The following is a 14,672-nucleotide window of genomic DNA, read 5'->3' on the forward strand; positions in this document are numbered from 1 at the left end:
TTTCTTTTTTCTATCATATGAGAATGATTCTTATTATCATACAATACAGGAGGAAGAACAGCATGACAAAAGGATTAAAACAGCTCTTACTGAGCTTAACGGCATTAGTATTCGTATTCGCACTAGCGGCATGTTCTGATAAATCAGAAGGAGAGTCAAGCTCAGAAGAAAAAGGTAATAAGCAAGAGACGAGAACATATGAAGGCGAAAATGGAGAAGTAGAAGTCCCTGCTGAACCAAAACGCGTAGCAATGCTTGCAGCTACATACGCAGGAAACCTATTGAAACTAGGGATAACACCAATCGCTGTAAATGAATATCCAAAAGCAAACAAATTTTATGGTGACAAACTAGATGATGTTGAAGTTGTTACTGCTGATTCTTACGAAAAATTATTAGAACTAAATCCTGATCTAATCATTACATATTCAGATGATAAGAATATAAAGAAATATGAAGAAATCGCACCGACCGTAACGATGGCGTATGATAAATACGATTATATGGAACAACACGTGGAAATTGGTAAGATTGTTGGTAAAGAAGAAGACGCGAAAGCATGGGTAGAAGATTGGAAGAAAAAAGCTGCAAAAGCTCGTGAAAAGGTTAATGCTGCAATCGGTGAAGACAAAACGTTCATGGTCATGGAAGCTTACGGGAAAGACATGTATGTATATGGTGAAAACTGGGGACGTGGAACAGAAGTCATCTATCAAGCTCTTGAATTAAAAGCGCCTAAGAAGTTAAAGGAAGATGTCTTTGGTCCAGGTTGGAAAGCGATCTCTACTGAGGTGATTCCTACATATGCTGGGGATTATATTTTCGTAGGTACTGGAACGGCGAATCCGGACAACTCATTTATGGAGTCAGACGTTTGGAAAGAGCTACCCGCTGTAAAGAATGGGAATGCAATAAAGTTTGATTCAGAATCCTTCTATTTTAATGACCCGATCTCTCTCGAGAAAGAATTGGAGTTTATCGTCGACGAATTAACAAAAAAGAACGAATAGACGTTTCAAAAAGGGATAGTTTCTATGTTCAAAACAAAAATGAGGGTTATTAAAGATGTAAAAGTGTATTCGAGACCTGAGGTAGGAATGACCATCTTATTATTAGGGTGTTTGCTTCTCCTACTAAGTATTGGACTTGCGATCTCAGTTGGAGCTGCACAGATCGATTTCCGTACAGTTTGGGAAGCTATATTAAATTATGATTCTAGCAGAGAAACCGACCGAATTATTGTAAGTCTCCGCTTACCAAGAGAACTTGGAGCTGCGGTGGTCGGGGGTGCGTTTGCAGTTAGTGGTGCGATCATGCAAGGCATGACTCGTAATCCGCTTGCAGATCCAGGCTTACTTGGTTTGAACGCTGGTGCAAGCTTAGCCCTCGCTTGTGTATTTGCTTTTAATATAGGCGCATCTTATTTCACAGTTATGCTCATTTCATTTCTTGGAGCTGGATTTGGTGCGTTGTTAGTATTTGGACTCGGATCGATGAGTAGAGGGGGGCTTTCTCCTATTCGAATCACGTTAGCTGGTGCAGCTGTTTCCGCCCTGCTTTCTTCTTTAGGAGAGGGCGTGGCAATATATTATAAACTCTCACAAGACCTTGCATTTTGGACTGCAGGGGGTGTTTCAGGTACAAACTGGACGCAGTTAAAGATTATTGTTCCTGTTGCCTTGGTAGGAATAATAATAGCCATTATGTTCTCACGACAACTTACAATACTCAGTTTTGGTGAGGACTTAGCAAAGAGTCTCGGACAGCGCACATTACTAACGAAAACGATTTTGATGACCGTTGTATTAATCCTTGCCGGAGCTGCCGTATCACTCGCTGGTGCTATTGCGTTTGTCGGATTGCTCGTTCCTCATATCGTCCGCTTTCTTGTTGGAACAGACTATCGCTGGATTATCCCGTGTTCGGCTATTTTCGGTAGTGTACTTCTAGTGCTGGCTGACACCTTTGCGAGAACTGTAAATGCGCCATACGAAACGCCTGTAGGAGCAGTCGTAGCAATGGTAGGAGTTCCTTTCTTCCTTTATCTCGCTAGAAAAGGGGGGAGGAGCCTATCATGATGAACGCACAGCAGATCAAACGGTTTAGAGTTACCTCGATAACTGCAATAGTCGTTTTATTATTCGCTATTATTGTAAGTATTGGAACAGGTTATGCCCATTTAACACCTAGTGAACTTTTCCGAACGATCATCGGACAAGGGACTCAACGCGAAAATTTGATTCTGTTTCAATTTAGAATGCCGAGGATTTTTGTCGCAGTTCTTGCAGGAATGGGACTCGCAATCTCTGGTGCTATCTTACAGAGTATTACGAAGAACCCACTCTCTGACCCTGGGATTCTAGGCATTAATGCTGGAGCGGGTTTGATGATCGTTGTTTATATCATGTTCTTCTCGATTGAATCCACAAGCTTCTTATATATTCTGCCACTCTTTGCTTTAGCTGGAGGAATAGCAACAGCTGCGATCATCTATGTGATGTCATACATAAAAGGTGAAGGTGTTGAACCAACTCGGCTTGTATTGATTGGGGTTGGTTTAGCGGCGGCTTTATATGGAGCAACACTGGTGTTGTCTACTCGTTTAGATATGGAAGATCATTCGTTCATGGCGAACTGGATGGCAGGTCGTATTTGGGGAGATGACTGGGTATTCGTTCTCTCATTAGCACCGTGGATACTTGTTTTATTTCCGATTGTGCTTATGAAGTCTAACGTGCTGAACACCTTGACTCTTCATGAAAATGTTTCGATCGGTGTTGGGGTAAATATCGGTAAAGAACGAATCTTGTTGATTATCATTGCGGTTGCGCTTGCTTCTGCATCAGTAGCCGTAAGTGGAGGCATCGCATTCGTAGGATTGATGGCGCCGCATATTTCTAGGTCACTTGTTGGACCTCGTCATCAAGCGTTTCTACCGATCACGGCATTATTAGGAGGGATTTTGCTCCTTACTGCCGATACTATTGGACGGGTAATCTTAGACCCTAGCGGAATTCCTGCTGGAATTATCGTGACGATAATAGGAGCACCGTATTTTATGTATTTATTAGCGAAAAAGTAAAGGAGCCCGCAATGGCTCCTTTTTCATATCATCTGTTTGATTAGTTTTCGATTTCTTTCCTTGAAAACCTCATTATGAGATGAAACCATCCCGGCAGCTTGGGCTTCAGGTTCAATAAACTGCTTTGCTTTATTTACCGCATTAGCAGCATCTTGAAATGCTCCAGCGATCAAGTTCAATTTCCCATCGTGCTTTAAAATATCCCCAGCAGCATATAACCCTGGAATCGAAGACTCACTATTGGAATTTCCCTCGATATAAAAACGGTCTGCTAGTTCAATATTTAAGTCACTGTTACCAATAAGCGAAGTATCTTGTTCATAGCCATGATTAATAATAACTTCATCGATTGGGAGATAGGAAATTTCACCTGTAACGTGGTTGGTTAACTCAATTTGTTCGATCGCCTCATGGTTACAGCAAGCGATCAGTTTAGAAATTGACGTGTTAAAAATGCAGTGTGCACAGCTGTCCATAAGTATAGAGACTTGAGCTTCATGCCCCGTAAGTGCTTCTTTTCTATATGTAAGATATACTTTTTTTGCGACAGGAACTAATTCGTTCGCCCAATCGATCGCTGCGTTACCACCACCTGAGATGACGACCGTTTTATCCTTGAAATGTTGAAGCGACTTGATCGTGTAATTCAAGTTAGAAACTTCAAATCTTTCAGCGCCCTGAATAGCTAGCTTTTGTGGTTTTAAAATTCCGCTACCAACTGCGACGATTACAGTTTTAGAATAGTGCTCCTCGCCGTCAGTACTTTTCAAAACAAATATTCCTTCTTCGTTTCTAGTGATGGATTCTACTTTTGTGTTTAGTACTACTTTTGGGTCGAATGTTAAGCCTTGTTCAACCAAAGCCTCGATGAGCTTTGCACCAGGTAATGGTTTGTGTCCACCTACATCCCAAATCATCTTTTCAGGATAGACATGGATTTTGCCTCCCAAATGGGGCTGGAATTCTATGATCTTAACCTTTAATTCTCTTAAGCCACTATAAAACGCAGAGTAAAGCCCTGCAGGTCCCCCTCCAATTACTGTAACATCAAAAACATCATTATTTGGCATTTACAGTCCTCCTGAGAAAGTAAATAGTACTGATTATCATTATCAATTAAAATATATAATAATTGCTGAGATTTTACAATAGATAGATGTTGTTTTAGCTTTTATATTGAACACAAAAAGCGTGTTCTATTTCAAGAGTTCCAATCTCTCCGTTTCTACCCGCTCGTCTCCGCCTTTCATGTCTTTTCTCTTGCTATTTCACCTTCAAAAACAGAAAATAGGGGGAGAGAGGTAGAAGGGAAGGATTTGATGATTTACATAGGTGTTACAGGGTGGGGCGATCATGATGATTTGTATCCTCCTGGTGTAAAGAGCAATGAAAAACTATCGATTTATAGTTCCCATTTCCCAGTGGTGGAAGTGGATTCTTCTTTCTATGCGGTACAACCTATAAGAAATTACGAGAAATGGGCGAATGAGACGCCTGAAGGGTTTCAGTTTGTTGTCAAAGCGTATCAGGGAATGACGGGGCATCAGCGTAGTGAGGTTCCGTTTGAGACGAGAGACGATATGTTTCATGCGTTCAAGGAGTCAATCGTGCCGCTACAACGTTCTGGAAAGCTAGCGATGGTTCTATTTCAGTTTCCCCCGTGGTTTGATGTGAACAAGGATAACGTGAACATCTTGCGAGATTGTAAGCAAAGGATGGGAGACATCCCTTGTGCGGTTGAGTTCAGACACCAGTCCTGGTACCATGAAGCATTCCGTGAGAAAACATTGTCCTTTCTTGAGGAACAGGGCTATATTCATTCCATCTGCGATGAGCCACAAGCTGGAGATGGGTCGATTCCAATCGTGATGGAGACGATTTCTAATAAGGATGTGCTTGTTCGGTTACATGGTAGAAATGTTAATGGGTGGCGGAACCCTGGAAATAACCAGAAGTGGCGAGAGGTTCGCTATTTGTATGATTATGATAAAGAAGAGCTAATGGAATGGAAAGAAAGAATTGAGAAGCTTCGAAAAGAATGTAAGAATGTGACTATACTATTCAATAATAATTCTGGTGGTCATGCGTCAGGGAATGCAAAAGAGATGATTCGAATGCTCGACATTGAGTATTCGAACCTAAATCCAAGACAGCTTGATCTTTTTGATTAATAAGGAGTTCTTTCATGTTAACCTGGATATTATTATTTATTATCGGATTATCTGCCGGTACAATCGGCAGTTTAGTAGGCCTTGGTGGTGGAATCGTTATCGTGCCGGGGCTCTTGATCATTGATAAATATACGGACTGGCTACCGAGTTTGACTCCACAGATGATTGTGGGCAGTTCAATCGTGGTTCTCGTAGCCATCGGTTTATCTTCCACGCTCTCTTACATGAAAAAGAAAACCGTCGATTATAAAAGTGGTGGACTATTCTTTATTGGAAGCGGTCCAGGTGCAATCGCAGGGGCCTGGTTGAATAAATTTATTGCGGTTGATCAATTTTCTATGTATTTTGGGTTATTTATGGTGCTTGTTTCCATATTATTAATGGTAAGGGGTCGTTTACGGCCGTTGAAGTTGAATGGGCGTTTTTCTCGAACGATTACGGATTCGAAGGGAAATGCTAGTGAATATCGATTTTCAGCGACAGTCGCTTTACTCGTTTCATTTATTGTCGGCATCCTTTCAGGATTGTTTGGAATCGGCGGAGGCTCCTTGATGGTTCCCGCTATGATTTTGTTATTCGGTTTTCCGACATCTGTTGCAGTGGCTACATCGATGTTTATGATATTTCTTTCAAGTATAATCGGTACAGCGACTCACCTAGCCCTTGGGAATATTGCAGGGTTTTTGTTAATTGGATTAGTTCCAGGCGCCTGGATTGGGGCGAAATGTGGCTCTTTCATTAATCAGAAACTGTCAGATAATACGATTGTTGTTATATTAAGGTGGATGCTAATTCTCGTCGGGATACGATTGGTCTGGCAGGGAATGACGGGTTAAGAAAGGAAGAGTGTCTTGACTTCAAAAAAGGTACATTTATATTATACGAACGATCTGCACAGTCACTTTGAGAATTGGTCTAAGGTGGCTGGCTATATAAAGGATAGAAAAAGAATTCATGATTACCATGAAGATCGCTACTTATTAGTCGATCTTGGGGATCACGCGGATAAAGTTCACCCAATTACTGAAGGGACGTCAGGAAAAGGGAATGTACATCTTTTAAATAAATTAAATTACGATTATGCAACGATTGGAAATAACGAGGGAATTACATTTTCAAAGGAAGAATTAGATGAGTTATACACGGATGCTGAATTTCAAGTAATCGTTTCAAACTTGTTTCATCCAGATGGCTCTAGACCGACATGGGCAACTCCGTATGTGATCGATGAGCGGGACGGATTCAAGATCGGACTAATCGGTATAACGATCCCCTATGAGCAATTCTATAGCCTTCTTGGCTGGTCAATTCAATCACCTTGGGAAATGCTTCAAGAGGTTGTGGATGAGGTTCGTGAGAAAGCTGATGTGGTTGTATTGATGTCTCACATGGGGCTCGGTAATGACGAGCGGATTGCGAAGGATATAGAAGGAATCGATGTGATTATTGGTTCTCATACCCATCACGTTCTTAAGCATGGTATGAATGTGAACGGAACGTTGATCACACAAGCAGGGAAAAACGGAAACTATGTAGGAGAAGTCGTATTGAAGTACGATTCTGAACGTGGCAAGCTGTTAGAAAAAGAAGCATACGCTATTTCTGTTCGTGATCATAAAGAAGATCAGGCTACTAAAGAGCTATTAGATCGATTAGGAAAGAATGCACAGAATTTGTTGGATGAAGTGGTTTGTCGCCTTGAACAACCCCTAGAAGCAGATTGGTTCAAACGATCTGTTCTTCCGGACGAACTTTCAGCAGCTCTTAGAGAATGGTGTAACGCTGATATTGGGATGATTAATTCTGGTATGCTCCTTGAAGGATTAAGAGAAGGAAAAGTTTCGAGAGAAGACCTTCATCGAATTTGTCCACATCCCGTAAATCCTTGTAAAGTTATCCTAAAAGGAAGTGAGCTGCGTGAAATCATTGCGTATGCCATGTCGGACGAACTCGTGAATTTAAGTTTTAAAGGGCTAGGATTCCGAGGAGAGGTGATGGGCATCATGGCATTCGATGGACTCGAAGTGAAAACCGTCGTAATGGAAGATGGGCTCCATCATGTCACGGAAATTCTCCACAATGGCCATCAGCTATCTCCAGAACAAGAGTATTCAGTGGCAACTGCGGATATGTTCACCTTTGGGAAATTTTATCCGCAAATGAAGCACGCTAGGAAAAAGTACTATTTACCTGAAATGTTAAGGGATCTCCTCGCATGGAGACTAGAGAATAGATATTAATCTTTGATTGTCAAACATGCCTCCGCGCTCATATAAATATAAGGACAATTTGTGAGTCAGGAGGTGGTGAATTCATGATTACTATGACACCCATTATGATCGACGGTCATCCATTTACAGCTATCAGTATGAAGCTACCTAAAACCAACTTCCTTGCTGTTTCAAATGAGAATGGCTACATCATGTGTGGAGCACTGGATATTGCGTTGCTTAATGAAAAGTTAAGTGATCGCAAAATCATTGCTGGTAGAGCAGTTGGTGTAAGGTCCATTGAGCAGTTGCTGGATGCGCCACTAGAATCAGTAACCCTAGAAGCAGAGGCTAGAGGTATCAAAGTAGGAACAATTGGCAGAGATGCGATGCTGAAAATGCTATAAGATAAACCACAGCGAATAAGCTGTGGTTTTCTTTCGGGAAAATATGTCCATACTTCTATCCTTCTTCGCATATACATGTTGAGGAGAAGGGAGGACTTGGCTTGTTCCGAACTCGAAGAAGGTTTATTCGAAAAGGTCCACTTCCTTTTCGATATGTATTTGTTATCTCGTTCATTCTTTTTATATTTATGACTGTTCAGGGGCTATGGATTGTTGAAAAAGGTATTAAGCCTACCCTGATTGAAATCGCTAGAACGGAAACGAACCGAATTGCAACACTTGCGATCAACCAGGCGATTAACAAGAAGATCGTTGAAGAAGCTGATAGTACAGAAGAACTTATCAAAAAAGAAACGGTGAACCAGGTAGATATTGTACAGATTAACCAAAGTGCAGTTAATAAAGTGCTTGCTCAATCTACAGATAAAGTTCAAAAGTTCTTAAAGAGCGTCGAAGATAACTCGATTGATTACTGGGCAGAAGAAAATGGAGTCGAACTTCAAGTAGATGAAGATGTTCCATTAAATAAAGGTATTATTCATAATATCCCAATCGGGCAAGCGTTTAATAATACGCTACTTGCGAACTTCGGTCCCAAAGTTCCAGTTCGATTTACTGCGATTGGAGAAGTGAAGTCTGATATTAAACACAATATCAGACAGGTAGGGATCAATAACACATGGGTTGATATTCGCGTTCATATCGAAGTACATGTGAAAATCGTTATTCCATTTGCAACGGATTCAGATGTTGTTACAACGGATATCCCTGTTATCGCAACCTTCATAAAAGGAGACGTTCCGAATTTCTATAACAATGGGTCAGGAACAGGTTTACCGGATCCTGCAATCGATATAGGAGGAATGGAATAATTTGCGATTGCAGAGCCCATTGAATTAAGATATAATAACAAATTGTATTGAACTAAATAATGTTCCTTATCTTATACGATGAGGTAGAGGAGCAGATACTCATTAGTACATGTTGGGAGAATGACATCCATGATCAGCATCGAAAGGGAGGTCTGCCGAAGCAAAAATAATCGTCACATTATTTTTGTTGGGGCGACATTGAATAAATGTCGAACTGTCATTATGAGGCCCACTTATAATGGAGAACTACTGATCGGGATGGACACTTGACATTGTATCGGTGAAACGGGCAATGATAGGACCATATCCTGTCATAGCCCGTTTTTTGTTTATCCAAAAAAGTAGTAAACCATAACTTACAGAGGATGGTGAATATGGAAAATACGATTTATTCAATTATTCCGCCGCTCGTCGCGTTATTGATGGTAGTGGCAACCAGGAAGGTATTACCTTCACTAGGGGTGGGGATCATCCTTGGTGCGTTAATGATTAATGACTGGAGTATCATGGCTTCATTGAAAGAGATTTATGCAATCGTTAAGGGAATCTTTATTGATTCTGAAAGCGGTGGACTGAATAAGTGGAATATGTATATTATTTTCTTCTTATTACTATTAGGAATGATGACTGCATTCATTTCCATATCGGGCGGAAGTCGTGCGTTTGGTGAATGGGCGATGAAACGAGTGAAAACACGTACTGGCGCTCAAATAGTAACAGCAGTCTTTGGAGTTATTATCTTTATCGATGACTACTTTAATTCACTAGCAGTTGGGAATGTGAGTCGTCCAATTACGGACAGGCACCAAGTATCACGAGCAAAACTTTCTTATATCATCGATTCAACTGCTGCACCAATGTGTATTATCTCTCCGATCTCAAGCTGGGGAGCTTATATTATTGCAATTATAGGTGGCATTCTTACTACACACAGCATCGCTGGTGTTGGAGCTTTAGAAGCATTTATCAAAATGATTCCTATGAACTTATACGCAATCTTTGCACTTGGGATGGTATTCTTCGTTAGTTATTTTGATATTAACTTGAAGTCTATGAAGGTTCACGAGGACCGTGCTCAAAAAACTGGTGAAGTACTCGATCCTTCAAAAGGTGCTGTTCCAGGAGAAACAACAGGATTACCAGAAAGTGAAAAAGGAAAAGTAGCAGATCTCGCTTGGCCGATTATCATGCTAATCGCAGGAACGGTTATCTTTATGGTCGTTACAGGTATTCAAGCGGTGAGTGGAACAGATGCTGGAGTAACGCCACTGACGATCTTCGAAAATACTGATGTAGCAGCTTCACTATTATACGGTGGCCTAATTGGTTTAGGCACTTCTCTCATTTTCTTCTTCTTAAAGAATATGGGAGGTTCTGTTTTTGGCAAAGGGATTGTAGAAGGTATCAAATCGATGCTTCCTGCAGTTTATATCCTTTTCTTTGCTTGGACCTTGATCGAAATCATTGGAACGCTTGGTACAGGTAAGTATTTAGCTGGCCTAGTTGATCAGCATATTGCGATTGGTTTTCTTCCAGCAATTTTATTCTTATTAGCAGGGGTAATGGCATTTGCGACCGGTACATCGTGGGGAACATTCGGAATCATGCTTCCTATCGCAGGGGAAATTGCTGCAGCAACAGATCCGACATATATGCTTCCTGTACTTGCAGCTGTACTTGCAGGAGCGGTTTTTGGGGATCATTGTTCACCGATTTCCGATACTACGATCCTATCGTCTACAGGGGCAGGAAGCCATCATATTGACCACGTGTTAACGCAGCTACCTTACGCAATGATTGTAGCTGGAATAGCGCTCGTCGGTTATCTTGTTCTAGGGTTTACAGGCAGCTCAGTCATTGGGTTACTTGCCACAGCAGTTGTGTTCGCAGTTGTTGTTTACTACCTTAAATCAAAATATGAAAATCGTACGGTTGATGCCGTTAATGATTAATTAAACAGGGGGGACCATCCTCCTGTTTTTTTAATGCCATGCTACAAAAAAGGTGCGTTTTTATCTAATTTTCAACGTTATTTTACAAAATATTAAAAAGATTACTTTGACATGGCCAATAGTACTAGATATACTATAAACAAAATAATCAGAATTTATTTAAAAGTCTAAACCTTTTTCTGGAAGGGGGAATATGGGGAGAAGGTTATAACGTCTAAGGGGGTAATGCATGTGGAAAAACGAGCACAGTGGGGGACAAGAGCTGGATTTATTCTAGCAGCTGTTGGTTCTGCAATCGGACTAGGTAATATTTGGAGATTTCCAGCTGTTGCATATGACAACGGTGGAGGGGCATTTTTTATACCATATTTATTTGCACTAATAACAGCAGGTATTCCAATTCTTATTTTAGAATTCACACTTGGCCATAAGTTCAGAGGTTCTGCTCCGCTTTCATTCTTCAGAATGAATAAGAAAACAGAGTGGCTCGGTTGGTGGGGTGTTATCGTAGCATTTGTAATATCTACGTACTATGCAGTTATTATAGGTTGGGCGATTTCCTATAGTTACTTCGCATTCAATCTAAGCTGGGGATCAGATACTGAAGGTTTCTTATTCAATGATTATCTCAAGCTAACAGTAGATCCTGGACAAACGGGCAGTCTTGTACCAGGAGTATTCATTCCTCTTATTGCTGTATGGGTCATTACACTTGGTGTCCTTCTTGCGGGTGTTAAGAAAGGAATCGAGCGTGCGAACAAAATCTTTATTCCTACATTGATCGTGCTTTTCCTTATTATCGTTATAAGAGCTGTCACTCTTCCAGGTGCTGGTGAAGGCTTAAGTGCATTCTTCACACCTAACTTCGATACGATTATGTCAGGAAGCGTATGGGTAGCAGCATATGGTCAGATTTTCTTCAGTTTATCGATTGCTTTTGCTATTATGATTACGTATTCTAGCTATCTTCCGAAGAAATCTGATATTACGAACAACGCATTTATTACCGGCTTTGGTAACTCGTCATTCGAACTTTTAGCTGGTATCGGGGTCTTCTCTGCACTTGGATTTATGGCTACTCAACAAGGTGTTAGTGTTGATGAAGTTGTAAGTGGTGGAGTAGGACTAGCTTTCGTCGTATTCCCACAGATCATCAATGAGTTCCCAGCGCTGAATGGTTTGTTTGGATTCCTATTCTTCGCATCACTCGTACTTGCTGGATTGTCTTCATTAATTTCAATCTCAGAAACGTACGTTGCAGGTATTTCAGAGAAGTTTGGTATTTCTAGAACGAAAGCTGTACTCTTTGGTGGTGGGGTTGCATCAATTATCTCGATCTTATTCGCCACGCAAGGTGGATTGTTCTTCCTCGATGCAGCAGATTATTTCATTAACCAATTCGGTATCGCATTTGTAGGGCTAGTCGAAGTAGTCGTGGTAGCATGGTTCCTACGTCAGCTTACAGACCTTGAAAATCATGCGAATGGAATTTCTGATATTCCGCTAAACTACTGGTGGAAAGCATGTCTTGGTGTAATAACTCCACTGGTGCTCGGCTATATGATGTTCGACCTTTTCAAAACGAACCTCTATAAAGAATTCGACACCCCAACTGGAAACTATGGTGGATACACAGATGGCTTTATCCTTTATAGTGGATGGTTCGTAGCTGGATTTGCTCTTCTTGTTGGTATCCTATTCAGCGTAAAGAAATGGGATGCAAAAGTAGAACAGGAAAAGTATAAGGAGGTAAGTTAACATGGGTGGAAGCGCAATTTTCATGATGATTGTTGGCATCGTCATTATATGGGGTGGACTTACAGCAAGTATCCTAAACGCTGTAAGAGTCGCTAAGAAACAATAACCCAAAGAAGAACTAACGGAATTCCGTTAGTTCTTCTTTTTATTTATACGCTCTTGTCTTTCCCATAGGCGTAATGAAGGATAAGGGTCGTAGGACCATTCCGTTTTCCCGTTATCTTTATAGATTCCATAATGAAGGTGAGGAGGGAACTTTCCTGCAGTGCCTTTCGGTCCGTATCCGGAGCTGCCCACATATCCGATAACCTGTTCTGGTTGAACAATACTTCCTTTATCGATTCCTTTTTCAAAACCATTTAAATGTGCATAGTAGTGGTAGTTCCCATTGATATCCCGAATTCCGATTCTCCAACCGCCGTAGCGATTCCATCCTTTTGTTTCAACCGTTCCGTAACTTGTTGCTTTCACTGGTACCCCGTATGAAGCAAAAATATCTGTTCCTTCATGAATTCGAAGGCCACCCCAACCGCGACGATCCCCCCATGTGTTTCGATAGCTGTAATTCGCAGTAAGTGGTACTGGGAAGGCGTGTTTTTCAAGTTTTAATGTATTGAATGTTTTGTAGACTAAACAGTTGCTTGTAATTGTTCTAACCGCTTGATCACGTTGATAATAATCCCACAAACCGATGCGAATATCTTCCATGTTTGTTCCGTACTTTTGTAGAAACGAACCGATAGTGAATAGTAAATCTTCATCATCTGTTCGGCTTGCCTTTCCATCTTCGTTTCCATCTAAGGCGATCCCGCCGAAGAAAGAAATCGATTCTGGTGAGGTATCCTCTTTATTAGGATTAGTACCTCCTGCCCATTTTTCAGGCGATATATTGATGGCAATTGCGCCTGGTTCTCTTGGAATATCATTCCGTGATCTTCTGATGCTTCTTTCATATTGATCGATTCCGGCATAGACATACCATGGAAGTTGAGTGATGGTTTCCATTTTATTAAAAAGCATCATACGAGCTTTTCTTAGCTCGTCTTCATTTTGTTCAGTAGCAGAGACAGTCGCAGGGAGTAAGAAAAAAAGTATAAGGATAAGAAAGCTGTATTTTCTCACGATTCTTCTCCTTTCATTAAATGTCGTTATGTATAGTGTGGTTTTCCTGTGATAATTCATTAGGTCTAAATAATGGAAAGGCACTATGGGACAATCGTCATTAGATTCGGACTTTTCCTAGAAACAAGTATATTAGATATGTTATTCTTTAATACAGAAAAGGAATTGGTGGGGTGAATAAACATGACAAAAAAAGAAGAGCATTTGCGTAAACCGGAATGGTTGAAGATAAAATTAAATACGAATGAGAACTACAAAGGTCTTAAGAAGATGATGCGTGAAAAGAATTTACATACTGTATGTGAAGAAGCTCGTTGTCCTAATATTCATGAGTGTTGGGCTGAAAGAAAAACAGCTACATTTATGATTCTTGGTGATGTCTGTACACGTGCTTGCCGTTTCTGTGCGGTTAAGACCGGATTACCGACTGAACTTGACTGGGCTGAGCCGGAGCGAGTTGCAGATTCCGTTGAAATGATGGGTCTTAAACACGTCGTTATTACTGCTGTAGCAAGAGATGACCTTAAAGATGGTGGAGCTGCTGTCTTCGCTGAAACGGTTCGTGCAATCAGAAGAAAGAATCCTTTCTGTTCAATCGAAGTGCTTCCATCAGATATGGGTGGACAATTTGAAGCTCTCAAAACATTGATGGATGCCAAACCAGACATTATGAACCACAATATTGAAACAGTTGAGAGACTGACTCCAAGAGTTCGTGCTCGCGCTAAATATCGCCGTACACTCGAATTCTTACAAAGAGCAAAAGAAATGAACCCTAACATTCCAACGAAATCAAGCATCATGCTTGGTCTAGGTGAGACGAAGGAAGAAATCATTCAAACGCTTGACGATCTACGTGCACATGACGTTGATATCGTAACGCTAGGTCAGTACCTACAACCTTCTAAAAAACATCTAAAGGTTATGAAGTACTGGACTCCACAAGAATTCCTTGAACTAAAAGATATTGCGCTTGAAAAAGGCTTTAAGCATTGTGAGTCTGGCCCGATGGTTCGTTCTTCGTACCATGCAGACGAACAGGTTAATGCTGCAAAAGAAGCAACAAAATAAAGAAAATGAAATCGGCCCTATCAAAGG

At 40.9% G+C, this 14,672-nt stretch carries 14 protein-coding genes and 1 riboswitch; of the genes, 12 read left to right on the plus strand and 2 right to left on the minus strand.

Annotation, left to right across the window (positions count from 1 at the left end):
- Nucleotides 1–62: 62 nt before the first annotated feature.
- Genes SJY16_RS04470 through SJY16_RS04480 form a run of 3 tightly spaced genes read left to right on the plus strand, consistent with a single transcriptional unit; the run spans nucleotide 63 to nucleotide 3,082 of the window.
- Nucleotides 63–1,010 carry an iron-hydroxamate ABC transporter substrate-binding protein gene (locus SJY16_RS04470; protein ID WP_377887889.1) on the plus strand — a complete coding sequence of 316 codons (948 nt, stop codon included), beginning with the start codon at nucleotides 63–65 and terminating at the stop codon, nucleotides 1,008–1,010.
- A gap of 24 nt (nucleotides 1,011–1,034) precedes the next feature.
- Nucleotides 1,035–2,078 (plus strand): FecCD family ABC transporter permease, encoded by a 1,044-nt coding sequence (locus SJY16_RS04475; RefSeq protein WP_377887890.1) that lies wholly within the window; start codon nucleotides 1,035–1,037, stop codon nucleotides 2,076–2,078.
- Complete coding sequence (locus SJY16_RS04480; protein ID WP_377887891.1) at nucleotides 2,075–3,082, plus strand: FecCD family ABC transporter permease; 1,008 nt, start codon at nucleotides 2,075–2,077, stop codon at nucleotides 3,080–3,082. Before SJY16_RS04475 ends, SJY16_RS04480 begins: the two co-directional genes overlap by 4 nt.
- Nucleotides 3,083–3,105: 23 nt before the next feature.
- Here SJY16_RS04480 and SJY16_RS04485 read toward each other — a convergent pair whose 3' ends face one another.
- The gene (locus tag SJY16_RS04485) at nucleotides 3,106–4,152 is read right to left on the minus strand and encodes an NAD(P)/FAD-dependent oxidoreductase (protein WP_377887892.1); all 1,047 of its coding nucleotides are present in this window, start codon (nucleotides 4,150–4,152) and stop codon (nucleotides 3,106–3,108) included.
- 249 nt (nucleotides 4,153–4,401) lie between these two features.
- Between SJY16_RS04485 and SJY16_RS04490 the strand changes: the two genes are divergently transcribed.
- From SJY16_RS04490 to SJY16_RS04525, 8 genes are all read left to right on the plus strand, one after another.
- Nucleotides 4,402–5,253, plus strand: coding sequence for a DUF72 domain-containing protein (locus SJY16_RS04490; protein ID WP_377887893.1), 852 nt, complete (start codon nucleotides 4,402–4,404; stop codon nucleotides 5,251–5,253).
- Between the two features lie 14 nt (nucleotides 5,254–5,267).
- Nucleotides 5,268–6,089, plus strand: a complete 822-nt coding sequence (locus SJY16_RS04495) for a sulfite exporter TauE/SafE family protein (protein ID WP_377887894.1) — start codon at nucleotides 5,268–5,270, stop codon at nucleotides 6,087–6,089.
- A gap of 15 nt (nucleotides 6,090–6,104) precedes the next feature.
- Nucleotides 6,105–7,493, plus strand: a complete 1,389-nt coding sequence (locus SJY16_RS04500) for a bifunctional metallophosphatase/5'-nucleotidase (protein ID WP_377887895.1) — start codon at nucleotides 6,105–6,107, stop codon at nucleotides 7,491–7,493.
- Between the two features lie 74 nt (nucleotides 7,494–7,567).
- Nucleotides 7,568–7,870 carry a YunC family protein gene (locus tag SJY16_RS04505; protein WP_224879228.1) on the plus strand — a complete coding sequence of 101 codons (303 nt, stop codon included), beginning with the start codon at nucleotides 7,568–7,570 and terminating at the stop codon, nucleotides 7,868–7,870.
- A gap of 101 nt (nucleotides 7,871–7,971) precedes the next feature.
- Complete coding sequence (yunB, locus tag SJY16_RS04510) at nucleotides 7,972–8,742, plus strand: sporulation protein YunB (RefSeq protein ID WP_377887896.1); 771 nt, start codon at nucleotides 7,972–7,974, stop codon at nucleotides 8,740–8,742.
- 76 nt (nucleotides 8,743–8,818) lie between these two features.
- Nucleotides 8,819–8,999: riboswitch (Lysine riboswitch) on the plus strand.
- 117 nt (nucleotides 9,000–9,116) lie between these two features.
- Nucleotides 9,117–10,694 (plus strand): Na+/H+ antiporter NhaC family protein, encoded by a 1,578-nt coding sequence (locus tag SJY16_RS04515; protein ID WP_377887897.1) that lies wholly within the window; start codon nucleotides 9,117–9,119, stop codon nucleotides 10,692–10,694.
- 231 nt (nucleotides 10,695–10,925) lie between these two features.
- Nucleotides 10,926–12,452, plus strand: a complete 1,527-nt coding sequence (locus SJY16_RS04520; protein ID WP_377887898.1) for a sodium-dependent transporter — start codon at nucleotides 10,926–10,928, stop codon at nucleotides 12,450–12,452.
- A gap of 1 nt (nucleotide 12,453) precedes the next feature.
- Nucleotides 12,454–12,558, plus strand: a complete 105-nt coding sequence (locus tag SJY16_RS04525; RefSeq protein WP_377887899.1) for a methionine/alanine import family NSS transporter small subunit — start codon at nucleotides 12,454–12,456, stop codon at nucleotides 12,556–12,558.
- Between the two features lie 26 nt (nucleotides 12,559–12,584).
- Here the strand turns inward: SJY16_RS04525 and SJY16_RS04530 are convergent, their stop codons facing one another.
- Nucleotides 12,585–13,574 carry a M23 family metallopeptidase gene (locus SJY16_RS04530; protein ID WP_377887900.1) on the minus strand — a complete coding sequence of 330 codons (990 nt, stop codon included), beginning with the start codon at nucleotides 13,572–13,574 and terminating at the stop codon, nucleotides 12,585–12,587.
- Nucleotides 13,575–13,757: 183 nt separating this feature from the next.
- On the opposite strand from SJY16_RS04530, the gene lipA reads away from it, so the two are divergent.
- Nucleotides 13,758–14,645, plus strand: coding sequence for a lipoyl synthase (gene lipA / locus SJY16_RS04535; RefSeq protein ID WP_377887901.1), 888 nt, complete (start codon nucleotides 13,758–13,760; stop codon nucleotides 14,643–14,645).
- Nucleotides 14,646–14,672 lie beyond the last annotated feature (27 nt).

The sequence above is a fragment of the Alkalihalobacillus sp. R86527 genome, from assembly GCF_042466185.1.
GTDB lineage: Bacteria > Bacillota > Bacilli > Bacillales > Guptibacillaceae > Guptibacillus.